Origin of the sequence: Sphingomonas sp. BK069, from assembly GCF_014193405.1 — a bacterium.
Classification (GTDB): domain Bacteria; phylum Pseudomonadota; class Alphaproteobacteria; order Sphingomonadales; family Sphingomonadaceae; genus Sphingomonas.
In genome coordinates this window covers 125,010-139,813 of sequence record NZ_JACHZH010000004.1, presented here as the reverse complement: position 1 = coordinate 139,813, position 14,804 = coordinate 125,010, and the positions used below count along the sequence as shown (strand labels likewise).

The window sequence follows — 14,804 nt, the reverse complement described above, 5'->3', positions numbered from 1 at the left end:
ATCGGCGCCGGGATCGATGCCGGACGACGCGGGAGGCGTCGCCGGCACGAGACTGCGTCAGCCCGCGTCACGACGCAATCGCCCGTGATGTCGGATGCTTAGCCCGATCGCCGCCGGGCGCGCTGGATCGCCTCGTCTAGCGCGGAGAGGAAGCGCGAGCGGTCCTCCTTGGCGAACGGCGGCGGGCCGCCGACCCGGTCGCCGCCCGCGCGCAGGTCACTCATGATCGCGCGCACCGCCACCGCGCTGCCGATCGAGTTGGCGGTGAACGGGCGGCCGTTGGGACCGATCACCGCCGCCGCGCCCGCCTTGATCGCGCGGTCGGCGAGCAGGATGTCGGCGGTGACCACGATCGCACCCGCGTCGGTGTGCTCGGCGATCCAATCGTCCGCCGCGTCGAACGCGTCGCTCACGATCACGCGCTCGATCAGCGGGTGCGCGGGAACCCGCAGGTGCGCGTTGCTGACGATCGCGACCGGTACCTCGAGCCGGTAGGCGACCCGGTAGATCTCCTCCTTCACGGGGCAGGCGTCGGCGTCGACTAGGATATGTACGCGCTGGGCCATCGCCGCGCTCTGCCACAAAGCCGCGGGCGCGTCGCCACGGATCACGGCAGCTCGGCGCGCGGGTCCGAGTCGATGCCGGGGCGCAGCCGCAGCGCCTGCTTGGGCCGCGGCGCGCCGGGGCGTCCGTTGACCCGGTCGACACCGTCGATCGCGGGCGTCGGCGCGAGCGTGGCGAGCGACTCGATACCCGCGGCCATGTCGAGCGCAAGCGCGCGCTGCATCGCGTTGGCAAGGGGATAGCCTGGCCGCGTCGTCATCGTCTCGCCCGCGACGGTGCCCGCCCCCTCCGTCATCCGCTCGATGCTGGGCGCCTGATGGAGCGGGTCGGTCGCCGGCAGCGCGGCGCGCGCGCGATCGTCTTCCCAGCCGGCGGTGAAGCGCGACGCGGCGACCTCGAGGCCGGCGAGAAAGGCGCGGAAGCGGACGAAGCGATGATTGGCCCAGTTGAGCACGAGCCGCTCGCCCGCGAACAGCGGGTCGAGCAGCGTGTCGGGAACGAAGCGCGCCGCGATCACCTCGCCGGCGCGGGCGCCGCGGCGCTGGAGGTCGGCGATCACAGCCGCGCCCATCGCGACGTTGAACCCGCCCTCGCCGTCACGCATCCGGACATGGACGATCCGGTCGCGATAGCCGGGCACGTCGATCAGCTGGTTGTCGCCCCACTGGCGCGCCGTGGTGATGATCCGGCCCGCGAAGCGCAGCAGCCGGGCCGCCGGTGCGCCCGCGGCGAAGCGCGTGTAACTCGCCAGCCGGCCGCGATTGGTGCGCAGCATATACACCATCTCCTCCGGCCGCGCGTCGGCGGGCGCGAGGCCCGGATCGGGCGGTGCGGGATCGGCGGGACCGTGCTCGGGCTGAAGCTCGTCGTCGTGATAGAGCAGGTTGAGGCAGAAGGTGGGTCGCGTCGGGATCGGCGCGTCGAACAGGTGGAGCGGGAAGTTCGAGGTGATCCCGCCGTCGGTGATCCACAGCTCCGCCAGCTCGCGCCCGCCGCCCGGCGCCACCGCCCGCTCACGCAGCACGTAGAGGCGCACCGCGCGGAACAGGAAGGGGAAGCTCAGCGACATGCGGACGCCGACGAGCACCGGCAGATCCTCCGGCCGCGGCAGGCGGACGAACGCGTCGGCGTCGGCGCCGCCGAGATCGACCGCGGCGAGATCGTCGCGCGGGTCGGTCGGCGCGCGCTGGTGTGCCACCATCCAGGCGACGATCTCGGGCGGGAACAGCGCGGCCAGGTCGGTGCGGCGCGCGTAGAGCAGGTCCTCGCGGCGAAGGAAGGGCAGCTGCACCGACAGAGCGCGGTTGATGTCGGAGGCGACGAGCACCAGCTCGATGTCGCGGCGCATGGTCCCCAGCGTCGCGTCGGGGCGTCGCGGATCCTCGGCCGCGCGCAGGGCCGCGGCCAGCGCGGCCTCGCGGTTCGGCCCGGCGCGGCGGTGCGACGCCGCCCACAGATCGCCGAAGGTGAGCGGCTCGTCGAGCGTCAGCCCGGCGAGCTCCTGAAAGCGCGCGTGCAGCCATTCGGTGAGCGCCGGCAGCGGCTCGCCGCCGGGGCGCGCTGGCGCCAGGCCCGAGCAGAAGCCATAGCCGTTGGCGGCGACCGCGCGCAGGCCAGCGCGCAGCGTCGGCCACCAGAAGAGCGTCGCCAGCAGCAACGTCAGCGCGGGCAGGCCGACGAGCAGGAGCAGCAGCAGCGCCACGGCAAGCGCCGCGCCGCGCGCGGGTTCGAGCCACAGCAGGGCCGCCGCCACCAGGCCGAGTGCCAGCGCCGCCCACCAGAAGGCGGAGAGCGCGACGACTCCGGCCGCGCCGGCGACGCCGCGTGCGCCCGCGGCGGACTGGAGACGGCGCAGCAGGTGGAAGAGCGGCGCCGTGTCGGGGTCGGGTTCGAACAGATGCTGGAGCAGCGGCGCGCCGCCATGCTCGTGGCCGAGCTCGGCCGCCAATCCTTCCAGCCGCTCGCGCGCCTGCGGGTGCCGGCCGGAGCGGCGCCCGAACTCCATCGCCGCCGCAGCCGCGGCACCGATCGCACCCGCCGAAGTGCCGCCGATCGAGCGCAAGCGGTAGGTCGCGGCGATAGCGGCGATCGCGCCGGGATAGATCACGCCGCTCGTTACGCCGCCCTTCATCACGAGGTCACATTCGAGCGGCGCGCGGTCAGGTCCGATCGGCATCATCCTGGCTCCCGCGGGCGGCTCTCGCGCCCGGGTGCAGCGTAGCGTACCTCGATGCAGGCGGTAAGATGCGCCGCGGCGAGGGGAGCGTCGCGCGCGCGTGTCACACCGGCAGGATCTGTCTCGTCATACCGGCGAGCGCGACGTTCCGCGTGACGAGGAGACCGACCATGACCGCCCGTATTTCCACCCCGCACGCGCTCGCCCCGGAGGGGATCAAGGCGATGATGGCGCTGGAGCAGAGCTTCGCTCACAGCGGGATCGACCATCGACTGCTCGAACTGGTGAAATATCGCGTGTCGCAGATCAATGGCTGCGCCTTCTGTCTGCACATGCACGCCACCGACCTGCGCCGCCACGGCGAGAGCGAGCTGCGGCTCTACCTGCTCACCGCCTGGCGCGAGTCGACGCTCTACTCGGAGCGCGAGCGCGCCGCACTCGGCTGGGCCGAGGCGCTGACCCACCTGCCCGAGAGCCAGGCACCCGACGCCGACTATGCGGCGCTCGCCGCGGTCTTCTCGGAGAGCGAGCGGGTGTGGCTGACGCTCGCGATCGGCGCGATCAACAGCTGGAACCGGCTGCAGGTCGGCTTCCGCGTGCCGCACCCGGCCGCCGATGCCTGACGCGCGCGCCTTCGCCGCCGAGCGGGGGCGGCTGGTGCGGCTGGCCTATCGCATGACCGGTTCGCTCGCCGAGGCGGAGGACGTGGTGCAGGACGCCTGGCTGCGCTGGGCAGGTACCGCGCCGGGCACGGTGGCGGACCCGGCGGCGTGGTTGACGCGGACGGTGACCCGGCTGTGCCTCGATCACCTGAAGTCGGCGCGCGTCCGCCGCGAGACCTATGTCGGCGCGTGGTTGCCCGAGCCGCTGCTCGGCACGGCCGACCCTGAGCCGCTCGCGGACGATCTGACGCTGACGCTGATGCTCGCGCTCGAGCGGCTTTCCCCGCTCGAGCGCGCCGCCTTCCTGCTCCACGACGTGTTCGAGGTCGCGTTGCCCGAGGTGGCGGCGACGCTCGACCGCGCCCCCGCCGCGGTGCGCCAGCTCGCCGCCCGTGCGCGCCGCCACGTCGCGGCGGCGCGTCCGCGCTACATGGTCGATCGCGCCGAGGCGGAGCGGATCGCCGCCGCCTTCTTCGCGGCGTCGCGCGACGGCGATAGCACCGCGCTAGCGGGGCTGCTCGCCGCCGACGTCGCGATTCACGCCGACGGGGGCGGGCGCGTGCTCGCGTTCCGCAACGTCATCCGCGGCGTGGACCGCGTGCGGCGGCTGTATGCCGGACTGGCGCGCAAGCATGGCGACACACCACCGGTGCTGCTCGCGATGCGCTGGATCGACGGGCTGCCCGGCTATGTCAGTCGCGAGCGCGGCGACGTGGTGCAGACCACCGCGCTCGAATTGCGCGACGGTCGTATCGCCGCCGTCTACGTCGTGCGCAACCCCGACAAGCTCGCGCACGTCATCGCGCTTCACGCGGCAGCGGCCACGCGCGGCTGACGCGCCGCCACCAGCAGCAGCGCCAGCGCCGCCGCCGCCATCGCCGCGCCCGCCAGCGCGACCGCGGGCAGGCCGAGCCCGGCGGCGATCACCCCGCCGCCCAGCGCCGCGCCGATCGCGTTGCCGAGGTTGAACGCGCCGATGTTCATCGCCGAGGCGAGGTTGGGGGCCTCGCCCGCCGCCGCCATCACGCGCATCTGCAGGGGTGGCACGATCGCGAAGCTGGCGATGCCCCAGACCAGGATTGCTGCGGCGGCGAGCGGCAGCCACGGCATCACCGCCGCGAACACCACCAGCACTGCGGCGAGCAGCGCGAAGCTGCCGATCAGCGTGCGCTCGATCGATCGGTCCGCGAGCCGGCCGCCAATCATGTTGCCGATCGTCAGGCCGACGCCATAGAGCATCAACAGCGCGGTGACCGTGGCGGTGGCGGCATGCGTGCGTTCGCGCAGGATCGGGACGATATAGGTGAAGACGGTGAACATCGCGCTCGCCCCGACCACCGTCAGCGCCAGCGCGGCGAGCACCCGACCGCGCGCCAGTACGCGTAGCTCGGCGGCGAGGTCCGCTCCCGCCGGCGCGGGCAGCGGCGGCAGCGCGAGGCGCAGCGCCGCCATCGCCACCGCGCCGATCGCGGCGATGCCGGCGAAGGCGGGACGCCAGCCGATCGCCTCACCCGCCCAGGTGGCGAGCGGGACGCCGCCGATCGTCGCCACGGTCAGCCCGGTGAACATCGCCGCGACCGCGCCCGCGCGCCGCTCGGGCGGCACCAGCCCCGCCGCGACCACCGCGCCGACGCCGAAGAAGGCGCCGTGGTTGAACGCGGTCACCACCCGCGCCGCCATCAGCCAGGCATAGCCGCCGGCGAGTGCGGACAGCGCGTTGCCGAGCGTGAAGATCGCCATCAGCGCGATCAGCAAGGTGCGGCGGTCGAGTCGCGCGGTGGTCAGCGTCATCAGCGGCGCGCCGATCAGCACGCCGAGCGCATAGGCGCTGACCAGCAGGCCCGCCGAGGGGATCGAGACGTGCAGGTCTGCGGCGATCACGGGCAACATGCCCATCGGCGCGAACTCGGTGACGCCGATGCCGAAGGCGCCGATCGCCAACGCGAGGAGGCCCGGATTGAGCTTCATGACCGGCCTCCGCTCAGACCAGCCGCGGCGCGAGGCGGGCGAAGCCCTCCTGCTGGCGATAGGGCGTGTGGGGATAGGGCGGGAGCTGCTCGCTTGCCGCGTCGAGCGCCGCGATCTGCTCGGGGCTGAGCGCCCAGCCGACCGCGCCGAGATTGTCGCGCAGCTGCGCCTCGTCGCGCGCGCCGATGATCACCGAGGCGACCGTCGGCCGCCGCAACAGCCAGTTGAGCGCGACCTGCGGCACCGACCGCCCGGTTTCGGCGGCGACCGCCTCGAGCGCGTCGACCACGCGATAGAGATGTTCGTCCGCGACCGGCGGCGCGAACTGAGCGGTGTCGTGCAGGCGGCTGCCCCGCGGGATCGGCCGTCCTCGCCCGATCTTGCCCGTCAGCCGGCCCCAGCCGAGCGGGCTCCACACCAGCGCGCCGACACCCTGATCGACGGCAAGCGGCATCAGCTCCCATTCGTAGGCGCGGCCGATCAGCGAGTAATACACCTGATGCGCGACCAGCCGCGGCCAGCCGTGGCGATCCGCGATCCCCTGCGCCTTCATCAGCTGCCAGCCGGGATAGTTGGAGACGCCGGCATAGCGGACCTTGCCCGCGGCGATCAGCCGGTCGAGCGTCGCCATCAGCTCCTCGGCGGGGGTGTGCGCGTCATAGGCGTGGAGCTGGAGCAGGTCGATGTGATCGGTGCCGAGCCGCCGCAAGGAGTTCTCCACCGCGCGGATCAGCCGCGCACGCGAGGCGCCCCAGTCCTGCGGGCCGTCGCCCATCGGCAAGCCCGTCTTGGTCGACACCAGCACCGCGTCGCGTCGGCCCTTGATCGCGGCGCCGAGCACCTCTTCCGACGCGCCGTCCGAATAGACGTCGGCGGTGTCGAACAGCGTGACGCCCGCGTCGAGGCAGATGTCGAGCAACCGGCGTGCCTCGGCCGCGTCGCTCTGCCCCCAGGCGCCGAACAGCGGGCCCTTGCCGCCGAACGTGCCGGTGCCGAACGACAGCGCGGGAACGCGCAGCCCCGATGCGCCCAATTGCCGATAGTCCATCATCCACCTTTTGCGATCCGTTCCGAAGCGGCTAGGTGGCAAAGGACGGTGCGCTGGAGAACCGCCGTGGCAGGCGAAGGATCTGTGCGATGGACGCAAAGCTGGCGGGTGGCAGCGACCGGGCGCGTGCGCTCGCGCTGTTCGCTACCGTGGTCCACGCGGGGAGTTTCTCCGCCGCCGCGCGCACGCTGGCGCTGACCCCCTCGGCGGTGGCGCGTGCGGTCGACCGGATCGAGGCGCGGCTCGGCGTGCGGCTCCTGCTGCGCTCGACCCGCGCGCTGACGCTGACCGCGGAGGGGCAGGCTTATCTGCTCGCCGCGCGGCGCATCCTCGCCGACCTCGACGATGCCGAGCAACAGATCGCCGATCAGGGCAGCCCGCGCGGGCGACTGCGCGTGTCGGCGGCGCTCTCGCACGGGCGGCTGTGCGTCGTCCCGCTGCTCGGCGACTTCGCGCGGGCCTATCCGCACATCCTGATCGACATCGCGCTGACCGACACGTTGGTCGACGTCGCGGCGGGGCAGGCGGACGTCGCGGTGCGCTTCGGCCCGCTCGCCGACAGCGCGCTCACCGCGCGCAAGCTCGGGCAGAGCGGCCGCGTTATCGTCGCCGCTCCCGACTATCTCGCGCGTCACGGCACACCGATGGTGCCGGAGGATCTGCACGCGCACAATTGCCTCAATTTCAGCTTCCGTCGCGCCGAGCCGACCTGGCCGTTCCGCCGCGACGGTCGCGATGTCACCCTGTGCGTGGAAGGCGGGATCGTCGCCAACAACGGCGAGACGCTGGGGCAGCTCGCCGCGGCGGGCGTCGGCGTGGCGCGGGTCGGGCGGTTCAGCGTCGAGCGCGAGATCGCCGACGGGCGGCTGGTGCCGCTGCTCGAGGATTATAATCCCGGCGATATCGAGCTGATCCACGCGGTCTTCGTCGGCGGCGCGCATCTGCCCGCGCGGGTGCGCGTGTTCGTCGACTTCCTCGCCGAGCAGTTGGCGGGGTCAGGCGTCGAGATGTTGAAGAAATGCCATTGACCCTTAAGACGTTCGTAAGTGAGCAAAGGTTTTCGGGGAGGTTTCGCGGTAAACGTGCTACTTAAGCGAAGATGGGTATCGCCAACCCTTGCTACGTAAGAAGTTCGCAGCCTAACGTCGGTGAATGCCCCTGGAGAGCGTCGCTGCCGATCTACGTCACGCGCTGAATTTTTGTCGCGCGAAGCGGGGTGGGCAAACGCTGTCGCATTAACAACCTTGCCTCATGCTTTTCCGGTCTTGATAAAGATTTGCCGACTTCTCACATTCGGCTTTCATATGCCGATGGCGGCGCGCGAGGGTGTATGGATCAAGACGATGCAGGGCCTATTCTGTCGATCTTGCTGAAGCGCGGTGAGATTGACGCCTCGCTCGTGTGCAGGGCGGTCGGACTGGCGCTCGCCCGTCACTTCGACGTGCAACTTGTCGGGCTTGAGTGTGCCTCGACCCCAAGAGAGGAAGATGAAGTCCGAATTGTGTTCAGGCTTCACCGCCAGGCAGACTCGTCTACGAAGCAGTGCTCGAAGGCCGAGTACATCCGGGCCCATTGCGAGCTGCTGGAGCGGCTACAGGTGCCGAACGGCGAAAAGGCGATCGCCATCGCACTTCACGAGCACTGGTCCGCTGCCTTAAAGTTTCGCTTCGGCGATGCGGCGCACCCGGTGACGGTCAAGCGGTGGCGCACGCGCTGGATGGACGGTCGCGACGAGCATCGCAGGCCTAAAACCCAAGTTCACGGGAGCAGCAGCGAGCAACGCGTCTCACGCAGGCTCAGGCGGCGCAACGCCGTCTGGACTGCAGTCACGGGATGCAGCATTCGAGATGGCTACCGCCGGGCTCTCGCCGAAATCAATCTCGTAAACTCGGGCAAGCACCAGCGCTTCGGCAAGCCCGCAACGGAACTCGTCGCCTTCAGCTACGAGACCTTCGCTCGCGACTGCCGCGATCCTCGCATTGCTAGACGGCGGTGCCCACGACCAGGCCGCCGTTGAGGAACAGCCGATTGAGAGCTGCTTCTAATAGCCGGCCGCAGCTGCCGTCATGATGCGGGAAGCCTTATGCCGGCGTGTCACGGAAGCCTAAGCTGTGGCGACCGGCCGACGTCGAGTGGAGGACAGACGGTGACCTACAGGGCGAGCGGCGCCGACGATGTGCTTGAGATCGAGCTCGGTGACGGCTCGATCCAGCGGGTAATCTTCGCAAGCCCAAGCGAGGCATTGCGTGCGCTTCGTCGTGGTCGCTCCATTCTTGATCGGATAGCTCTCGAGCGAGCCATTCTGCCACTTGGAGGCCTGAAGTCGATCAAGCGAGTGCCGAAATCTTTGTTCGGCGACGTTGTAGCAAGCGGAAAGAGCGATTTTGTTCCAGGCTACATGCTTGGATTCCAAGACAGCCAGAACGCAGCCGAAAAATCAACGAATACCGATCTACGAACCGGCAAGGATTTCGACAGGTATCACGCGCTCGCTGCTGCTCTTCATGCAGAGGCGGGAGGCTGGAGCGCCTAAGGTGCGCCCTTCTGGTTGACGTTCTATCAGGCGCAGCGCCGCTAGCCGATACCCGGACGCAGGCTCTGAGAACGACCTGTCAGTTTCATCCCGACCCCACTGTAGGTCTGTATGTGTACGACCATGGAAGACGCTTCCATTGCTTCAGCTGCGGAGCAGGCGGCGGCGTGGCGGCGTGGCTGGTCCGCCGCCACGGACTGACGAGGGCGCAGGCCGAGAGCCTCGCCGGTTTCGAAACCTGAGCGATGCGAGAGACATGGGTACCGCCGACCGACGAGGTCGGCCGGCGCTCTCATCCAAAGCATGCTAGAACGAGGGCGGCTGGACCTTCAGCCTGCCCGCGGCAGCGTTCTCGATCAACGTCGCAAGAAGGCGAGCGCTTCCTTCAGGCTGTGTGAGTACGATCTGACCTCCGGCGCTGTCGACGTCCGCGACCATCTGAAAGGGTTCTACCGCACCTCCACACGACTGCTGCCCGCACCAGACCAGATGGAGCGGCTGCGCGGCCGACGAGACGCTGTCGCGGGAGCTGGGGCCGTAACGTGCCACCAGCAGGTCATGCCAGGTCGTCGTCGAGGTGCCCGCAGGAGGCAGATACGCGATGCTCCTGATCCGTGCGCCGGCAGGCCACGCGAGCATTCTTATCATTACGCGTCCGCCCCGGCCATCGTTGACCTCGACATTGTCGAGTACCGCGTCACCGCCAGGAGGCAGTCTGCCGCCGCGGAGGTTCACAAGATCGCGGACCTGGCTCTCGAACGACTTGGTTCGCAGGCTGCGCACGACCGTCATCTTGCGCTGTCGAAGGATCTGGTCGATGTCCGCCTCGCTCATGCCCAGTCGGAAGCCGGCAAGGTCGTATGTGGCAGGGGATCCGAGTACCGTCCGAGGCGCCGGTCGATCGATGCCGGACTGCTCGGGCGCGGCTGCCTGCGCCGCTGCGATGACGAGCGCCGCTAGAAGTGACATGGCAATCTCCATCATATGTCGATGGCACCGGAGCGCCGAAGCGCGCGGATGCGAAGGTGGGAGAGGCCGCCGAGGACTAGCCAGGCGACCAGATAGGGGAGGGCGTGCCTTGCAAGCCCTAGCCGCATCGCGAGAACGATGAGGGCCGAGACGATGAAGGGCACTGTGCGTAGCGAGCAGAGAACGGCGAACAGCAGATAGCTGGCGGCCGGTCGGACAAGCGCTGCCGATGCAGTGCACAGGAAAAGCGTAAAGCCCAGCGCGTCGCTGTTCGTAAAGAGCGTCAGTACCATTCCGGGAGCGATGAGGAAGAACGTGCCGAGGATGAATGGCGGCACGTATCGGACGGTCTGCACCGGCATGATCAGACGTCCTCCTGGGCGTACCGGCGTCCGTGTGTCGTATCTGGTGCTGTGATCGAGTCTCGTCCCATAGGCGCTCTCCATCGTGGAGGACGCGCGGCCAGTCGGCGGCGTCCCGACGGGACGCCGGCTCCTGGACCGGGTGTTGGAAACCAGAACGAGCTGGCGCGGGCACCTTTAACCGGGTGGTCTGGACATACGTGTCCGCCACCCGGCCGAAGAAGCACTTCGACCGATAAGGTCAATCCGACTCTCGTTCAGGGTTTCCACGCCCCGGCCCGGGATCCGAATCCCGTGCACTTCCCAGCATAGGTCCGCCGGACGCGCGACGGAACAGGTTTTGGAGGATCATGTCAGGCTCACCGGCGCCGCTATCCCCTGAAGCATGGTCGATAGCTTCTTCTTAGGCAGAAGCAGGGGCTCCCCCCGCTGCGTCGGACCGTCCGCATGATCCGCTACTTGAAGCGGGTCGTCGGTCTGATCTCCTCGAACTGAGGAGAGGCGCCATGCAGCTTCCGAGCCGAGCTGTAGACCGAAGCGCCGAGCCAGGCCTGCTCCTCGTCCCGACCGGCTTCGTCGATCTCGGTCCACCAGGTTCGCAGGCCTGCATTCCATCGATAGCCTCTGCCACGCAGCCTTTCCTTGGCTTCGAACGGCGCGCCGACGGCCCGGACAATCCAGGACGGCCGGCATCCCGCAGCCAGAAGTTCGGCGAGCGCAGTCCGGCCTCCCATGTCGTGACGCAGAAGGCGCAGGACCGCATTGACGTCGGCAGGGCCACGATGGGCTTCGTGAAACCAGCCGGCCTGCCGCAGCAGATATCCAAGCGAGCGCCCGTCGAAGGCCCGACCCGACCAGTCGATCTGCGTCATCGAGCAGGCCCACGACAGATCCTCCAGCTCGGGCAGGCGGCGCTCGACCGCGGGGCGGGCATGCGCTGCATCGTGGGCGATGACCACGGCTCCGGATCGTAGAAGCCGCATCGCCTCATCCCCGTCGATCTCGCGTCCACGGACATCCTCGTCCCTGAGCCCGGTTCGCCGGGTTAGCTGCGCCGGGAGCGCGAAGCCCGGGTCCTCACGCCATGTGCGGGTCCGGTCCAGGTAGGTGATGCGGCCGGCAGCATCGAAGCGGAAGCGTCTAAGGGTAAGCTCGACGATCGTGCCCCTCTCGCCGTCGACGCCCGTGGTCTCCACGTCGACTACGACGCCGGTCCTGTTGCCAGAGAGATCGCCCTCTCCGGTGGCGCCATCTGGCATGCTTAGCCTGAACTGCACGCGCACATCTTCACCGGCCGCACTCGTGCGGCCGACGCCTGCCTCATTCGCCATTTCGGTAATCCTGTATCAGTGAACATCCGCGCCGCTGGGCGCCGATGAGGTCAGATTTCGATGCGCTGCTCGATGTCGACGACGAAGGAGAGTGCGGCGGGGCGGGCAGACCCGCGCTCCGTCTCCCGGATCATGTCGGCTACCGGCTCAGGCACCAGCGCTATCACGATCGGAGCAGCCGGGTGAAACCCCTGTCGCAGGTTGATGACCGGGAGCACGTCGTCGCCAAAGCGGCTTCTCAGCCTCTGTACGACCTGCGCCGGATGGCAGGCGACTGACGCGTGGAACGCCTGCAGCATCACGTCGCCGTCCGCATAGGCGATGGTCGCGGTGTACAGGCGGGGCATGTCGACGGTGCGAGCCAGCGGACTGCGCCCCCTCGAAGGCCGGGCCATCCGCTTGCGTCGGATCACCCGGGGCGGGGGCTCGTCGCCCTCGTCCAGGCTCATACGAGGGCTCTTGTTCCGGAAGGACGCCGCGCCGGAGCCGGCTCGGAAGTCGCGCTCAGAGCCTGCCAAATTCTTGCCTTTCATCGCAGTTCTCCTGCTGCCTTGCCGTTCAGTTCATGAGGCACCGGGCGGCGGCCGAACCGAGATCGTCCGAGAGCAGCTCGTCGAACACCTCGGGATCGGCGTCGAGGCCAAGAGAGAGGCCGTGGAGCAGGATGGCTCTGAGGCAGCCCTGTAGGTCGAGTGCTCCCTCCACTCCGTCTACACCATCGAAGATCAGGCGGGGGGCCAGCAGCCATGCCATGGGGTCGTGCTCCAGGCTCTCCCGCTGGAACCGCGCTCCGGTCTCGGCCGCGACGAGAGCCAGACGGATGAGCCGCCGTCGCGTAACGGTGAAGGGCGCGTCCTGCGGGCTGTCGGGATCCAGCGGGTCCGGCATGTCGTAGGCGGTCGGCTGGGTGTCGAGGCGGAGCGCCTGCGGCGCGTTCACGTCAGCGTACATCGGACTGTCCTTTCGATGAGTACGTCCACGTCACTCGAGGAGGCCGCCCTCCAGGCGAGCCGCCGACGGACATAATCACGAGACCAAACGTTTCAATATTTCTAGAAGCATCGTTGTAAATCTCGGAAGGCGGTTCATGGCCGGGGCGGTCATCGGCTGGCGCTTGAACCGGCAGTCACGACAACTATTCTGGAGGAATGGAGCTGGCGACATCGGTGAATCTGCTCAGCGCGCTGGCACAGCCCACGCGCTATCGCTGCATCGCCATGCTGGTGGAGCAGGGCCCCTGTACTGCCGGCGCGCTGGCCGCAGGACTGGGCGTGCCGAACAACACCATGTCGAGCCATCTCGCCATCCTCACGCACGCGGGGCTGGTCTCTTCGGTCAGGGAGGGTCGGCAGATCGTGTACAGCGCTGCCGTCGCGGGAATCGCCGATCTCATCGAGGAGCTGAAGCTGCTCGCGGCAGCATGAGGACGGCGTCGAACAGTCTGATCGTAGGAAATCCGCCCTGAACGCCTGCGCGAGGTGATCCTGACTGTCACCGGACTGCGCCTGCGAAAAGCTGGCGACACGCGCCGACAACGGCGAAAATCTCGCTCATGGAACATGCACGAATCTGCGACGGGAGCTGGGCACCCTGGGACGCGGCGCCGGAAGGTGCCGGCGGCTTCGCCGTCGGCTTCGAGTCCCGTCTCGAGGACGGGTCGGCCTCGATCTGCTTCGTCCAGCTGTTCCTCGCCGGCAGCTTCGTCGTGTCGGAGCGGGTGATCTGGCGATGTAACCTCGAACGGCCGCGGCTCGCCCGGGACGTGCTCGTTTGGATGCGCGACCGCCGGGAGCAGTGGCAGCTCTGGGGTCGCCTCACGGCACTGACGGGACACGAACGGCTGCTCGCTAGAGCGATCAAGGAAGTGACGGAATCGCGAAGCAGAAGCGCGGAAAAGCTCCTGCGCCGACGGCAGAAGGAGCGCGGGGCGCGCGAGCGCGAGAAGGAGATCTCCAGCTACCTGGTCGACGACGACCAGCACTACTGCGTGGACATGAGACGAGGCGGCCACAAGGAGGGATTTTTCGTCATGCGGTTCCGCGAGAAGTGGGAGCGCGAGCGCTTTCGCGACTGGTGGGTACAGCAGAGACACCGCTTTGGCGACTTCGCTGCCTACGTCGATGAGAACGGCGCTGCGGCGCTTGAGCGCATGCTCCTGCGCGAGATGCAGGATACCGAGAAGCGGATCAAGAAGGCGGGTCTGGGCGCCGGTGGCCGTCGACCCCTGCGCTTCTGGCGGGGGGACGAGCTGTGAGCGAGGCGCAGGCTCAGGTCGGTTCCGCCCCACGCGACGCTGGGAAGGCGGCGCCGCTCACGGCGGGTCACGGCCTGAAGACGGTCGCCCGCGCGGTTGACAGAGGCGTTCCTGCGCTGGGTCTCGACCGACCGCTGCCGCTTTCTGGAGGCGGCTGCCTCAAGCCGGATGGTATAGCCAGCTTCGCGGCCATGGACTGGATTCCGGATCTGGGCGCCCTGCTGGCCGAAGCGTGCCGTGATCAGACGATGTCGGGACGGCAGTGGTTCTGGCTACCGCCGCTGGCCCTCACGGGTGCAACCCCGGACGAGGCTCGGTTCGTAGCGCGACGTCTCGCCCGTCTGGCTGGTGTGCCGTTCGTGACCATGGACGTCGGAACGCTACAGAGCGGAGCGCTGAGCCGATCCGCCCCCCGCGGACCCGACGTCCGGTTTCCGCCTCACCCCGTGATCGCGCTTGCGGCGAGCGGCTGCGCCAACCCGATCATATTGGTGCTGGGGGCGGAGCAGGCGCCGGAGGACGTGGCGCTCGCACTCGGCGACCTGCTCGATCGCGAGAGTTCGTCGCGCTGGTACTGCCAGGCGATCGGCGCGGTCCTGGATCTCAGCTCCATCTCGTGGATGGTCGCCGCCACGAGCGAGCACTCGCTGCCCAGCGCGCTCTACACGCGTCTCGCGCCCTTGCGGATCGCCGTGCCACTTGAGCCGCCGCACCGCCGTCTTCGCGTCCTGGCGGCCGCACTCGAGGTCCTGGAGGACGCCGAGGTGGAGGTCTCCGACGTCGCGCCGGTGCTCGCATCGTTGACCGACGATGACCGCACCTGGAGTTTCTTCGAGAGGGCGAGCGCCGATCGGCTCGAGATCGACCTGAGAAGGCATCTCCTGCACGCCGCGAACGTGAGCTTACGATGAGATCGCCGTCTTACGAGAGCGGCTTC

Annotated in this window: 18 protein-coding genes; 9 read left to right on the top strand and 9 right to left on the bottom strand. The window is 68.9% G+C overall.

Annotated features, from left to right (window positions below; all coding sequences use genetic code 11):
- Positions 1 to 98: 98 nt before the first annotated feature.
- Together FHY02_RS14245 and FHY02_RS14240 are read right to left on the bottom strand one after the other, a co-directional pair.
- Positions 99 to 566, bottom strand: coding sequence for a YaiI/YqxD family protein (locus tag FHY02_RS14245; protein ID WP_183923274.1), 468 nt, complete (start codon positions 564 to 566; stop codon positions 99 to 101).
- Between the two features lie 41 nt (positions 567 to 607).
- Positions 608 to 2,740 (bottom strand): patatin-like phospholipase family protein, encoded by a 2,133-nt coding sequence (locus FHY02_RS14240; RefSeq protein WP_183923272.1) that lies wholly within the window; start codon positions 2,738 to 2,740, stop codon positions 608 to 610.
- Between the two features lie 170 nt (positions 2,741 to 2,910).
- Between FHY02_RS14240 and FHY02_RS14235 the strand changes: the two genes are divergently transcribed.
- Both FHY02_RS14235 and sigJ read left to right on the top strand, forming a co-directional pair.
- Positions 2,911 to 3,363 (top strand): carboxymuconolactone decarboxylase family protein, encoded by a 453-nt coding sequence (locus FHY02_RS14235; protein WP_183923269.1) that lies wholly within the window; start codon positions 2,911 to 2,913, stop codon positions 3,361 to 3,363.
- A complete protein-coding gene (gene sigJ, locus FHY02_RS14230) occupies positions 3,356 to 4,237 on the top strand; it encodes an RNA polymerase sigma factor SigJ (protein WP_183923268.1) in 882 nt (293 codons plus the stop codon). The genes FHY02_RS14235 and sigJ overlap by 8 nt, the downstream gene beginning before the upstream one ends.
- On the opposite strand, the gene FHY02_RS14225 is transcribed toward sigJ, so the two are convergent.
- Positions 4,210 to 5,370 (bottom strand): MFS transporter, encoded by a 1,161-nt coding sequence (locus tag FHY02_RS14225; RefSeq protein ID WP_183923266.1) that lies wholly within the window; start codon positions 5,368 to 5,370, stop codon positions 4,210 to 4,212. The two genes, sigJ and FHY02_RS14225, sit on opposite strands and share 28 nt — an antisense overlap.
- 13 nt (positions 5,371 to 5,383) lie before the next feature.
- Positions 5,384 to 6,418: an aldo/keto reductase gene (locus tag FHY02_RS14220; protein ID WP_183923692.1), complete on the bottom strand. Its 1,035-nt coding sequence runs from the start codon at positions 6,416 to 6,418 to the stop codon at positions 5,384 to 5,386.
- Positions 6,419 to 6,507: 89 nt separating this feature from the next.
- Between FHY02_RS14220 and FHY02_RS14215 the strand changes: the two genes are divergently transcribed.
- The 4 genes from FHY02_RS14215 (at position 6,508) to FHY02_RS23445 (ending at position 9,193) form a co-directional block, all read left to right on the top strand.
- A complete protein-coding gene (locus FHY02_RS14215; RefSeq protein WP_183923264.1) occupies positions 6,508 to 7,446 on the top strand; it encodes a LysR family transcriptional regulator in 939 nt (312 codons plus the stop codon).
- Between the two features lie 302 nt (positions 7,447 to 7,748).
- Complete coding sequence (locus tag FHY02_RS14210; protein ID WP_183923262.1) at positions 7,749 to 8,435, top strand: hypothetical protein; 687 nt, start codon at positions 7,749 to 7,751, stop codon at positions 8,433 to 8,435.
- Positions 8,436 to 8,564: 129 nt separating this feature from the next.
- Positions 8,565 to 8,951: a hypothetical protein gene (locus FHY02_RS22685; protein ID WP_221198657.1), complete on the top strand. Its 387-nt coding sequence runs from the start codon at positions 8,565 to 8,567 to the stop codon at positions 8,949 to 8,951.
- Positions 8,855 to 9,193, top strand: coding sequence for a CHC2 zinc finger domain-containing protein (locus FHY02_RS23445; protein WP_409322601.1), 339 nt, complete (start codon positions 8,855 to 8,857; stop codon positions 9,191 to 9,193). The genes FHY02_RS22685 and FHY02_RS23445 overlap by 97 nt, the downstream gene beginning before the upstream one ends.
- 64 nt (positions 9,194 to 9,257) lie before the next feature.
- On the opposite strand, the gene FHY02_RS14200 is transcribed toward FHY02_RS23445, so the two are convergent.
- The 5 genes from FHY02_RS14200 to FHY02_RS14180 all read right to left on the bottom strand — a co-directional run bounded on the left by FHY02_RS14200 (position 9,258) and on the right by FHY02_RS14180 (position 12,564).
- Positions 9,258 to 9,932 (bottom strand): hypothetical protein, encoded by a 675-nt coding sequence (locus FHY02_RS14200; RefSeq protein ID WP_183923260.1) that lies wholly within the window; start codon positions 9,930 to 9,932, stop codon positions 9,258 to 9,260.
- Positions 9,932 to 10,282, bottom strand: coding sequence for a hypothetical protein (locus FHY02_RS14195; RefSeq protein ID WP_183923258.1), 351 nt, complete (start codon positions 10,280 to 10,282; stop codon positions 9,932 to 9,934). Before FHY02_RS14195 ends, FHY02_RS14200 begins: the two co-directional genes overlap by 1 nt.
- A gap of 455 nt (positions 10,283 to 10,737) precedes the next feature.
- Positions 10,738 to 11,613, bottom strand: coding sequence for a 3'-5' exonuclease (locus tag FHY02_RS14190; protein ID WP_183923257.1), 876 nt, complete (start codon positions 11,611 to 11,613; stop codon positions 10,738 to 10,740).
- 50 nt (positions 11,614 to 11,663) lie between these two features.
- Positions 11,664 to 12,146 carry a hypothetical protein gene (locus FHY02_RS14185; RefSeq protein WP_183923255.1) on the bottom strand — a complete coding sequence of 161 codons (483 nt, stop codon included), beginning with the start codon at positions 12,144 to 12,146 and terminating at the stop codon, positions 11,664 to 11,666.
- A 25-nt stretch (positions 12,147 to 12,171) separates the two neighbouring features.
- Positions 12,172 to 12,564 (bottom strand): hypothetical protein, encoded by a 393-nt coding sequence (locus FHY02_RS14180; protein WP_260172904.1) that lies wholly within the window; start codon positions 12,562 to 12,564, stop codon positions 12,172 to 12,174.
- A gap of 197 nt (positions 12,565 to 12,761) precedes the next feature.
- Here FHY02_RS14180 and FHY02_RS14175 point away from each other — a divergent pair, with 197 nt between their 5' ends.
- From FHY02_RS14175 to FHY02_RS14165, 3 genes are all read left to right on the top strand, one after another.
- The gene (locus FHY02_RS14175) at positions 12,762 to 13,037 is read left to right on the top strand and encodes a helix-turn-helix transcriptional regulator (protein ID WP_183923253.1); all 276 of its coding nucleotides are present in this window, start codon (positions 12,762 to 12,764) and stop codon (positions 13,035 to 13,037) included.
- A gap of 128 nt (positions 13,038 to 13,165) precedes the next feature.
- The gene (locus FHY02_RS14170) at positions 13,166 to 13,867 is read left to right on the top strand and encodes a hypothetical protein (protein WP_183923251.1); all 702 of its coding nucleotides are present in this window, start codon (positions 13,166 to 13,168) and stop codon (positions 13,865 to 13,867) included.
- A gap of 191 nt (positions 13,868 to 14,058) precedes the next feature.
- Positions 14,059 to 14,778: a hypothetical protein gene (locus tag FHY02_RS14165; RefSeq protein ID WP_183923249.1), complete on the top strand. Its 720-nt coding sequence runs from the start codon at positions 14,059 to 14,061 to the stop codon at positions 14,776 to 14,778.
- Positions 14,779 to 14,804 lie beyond the last annotated feature (26 nt).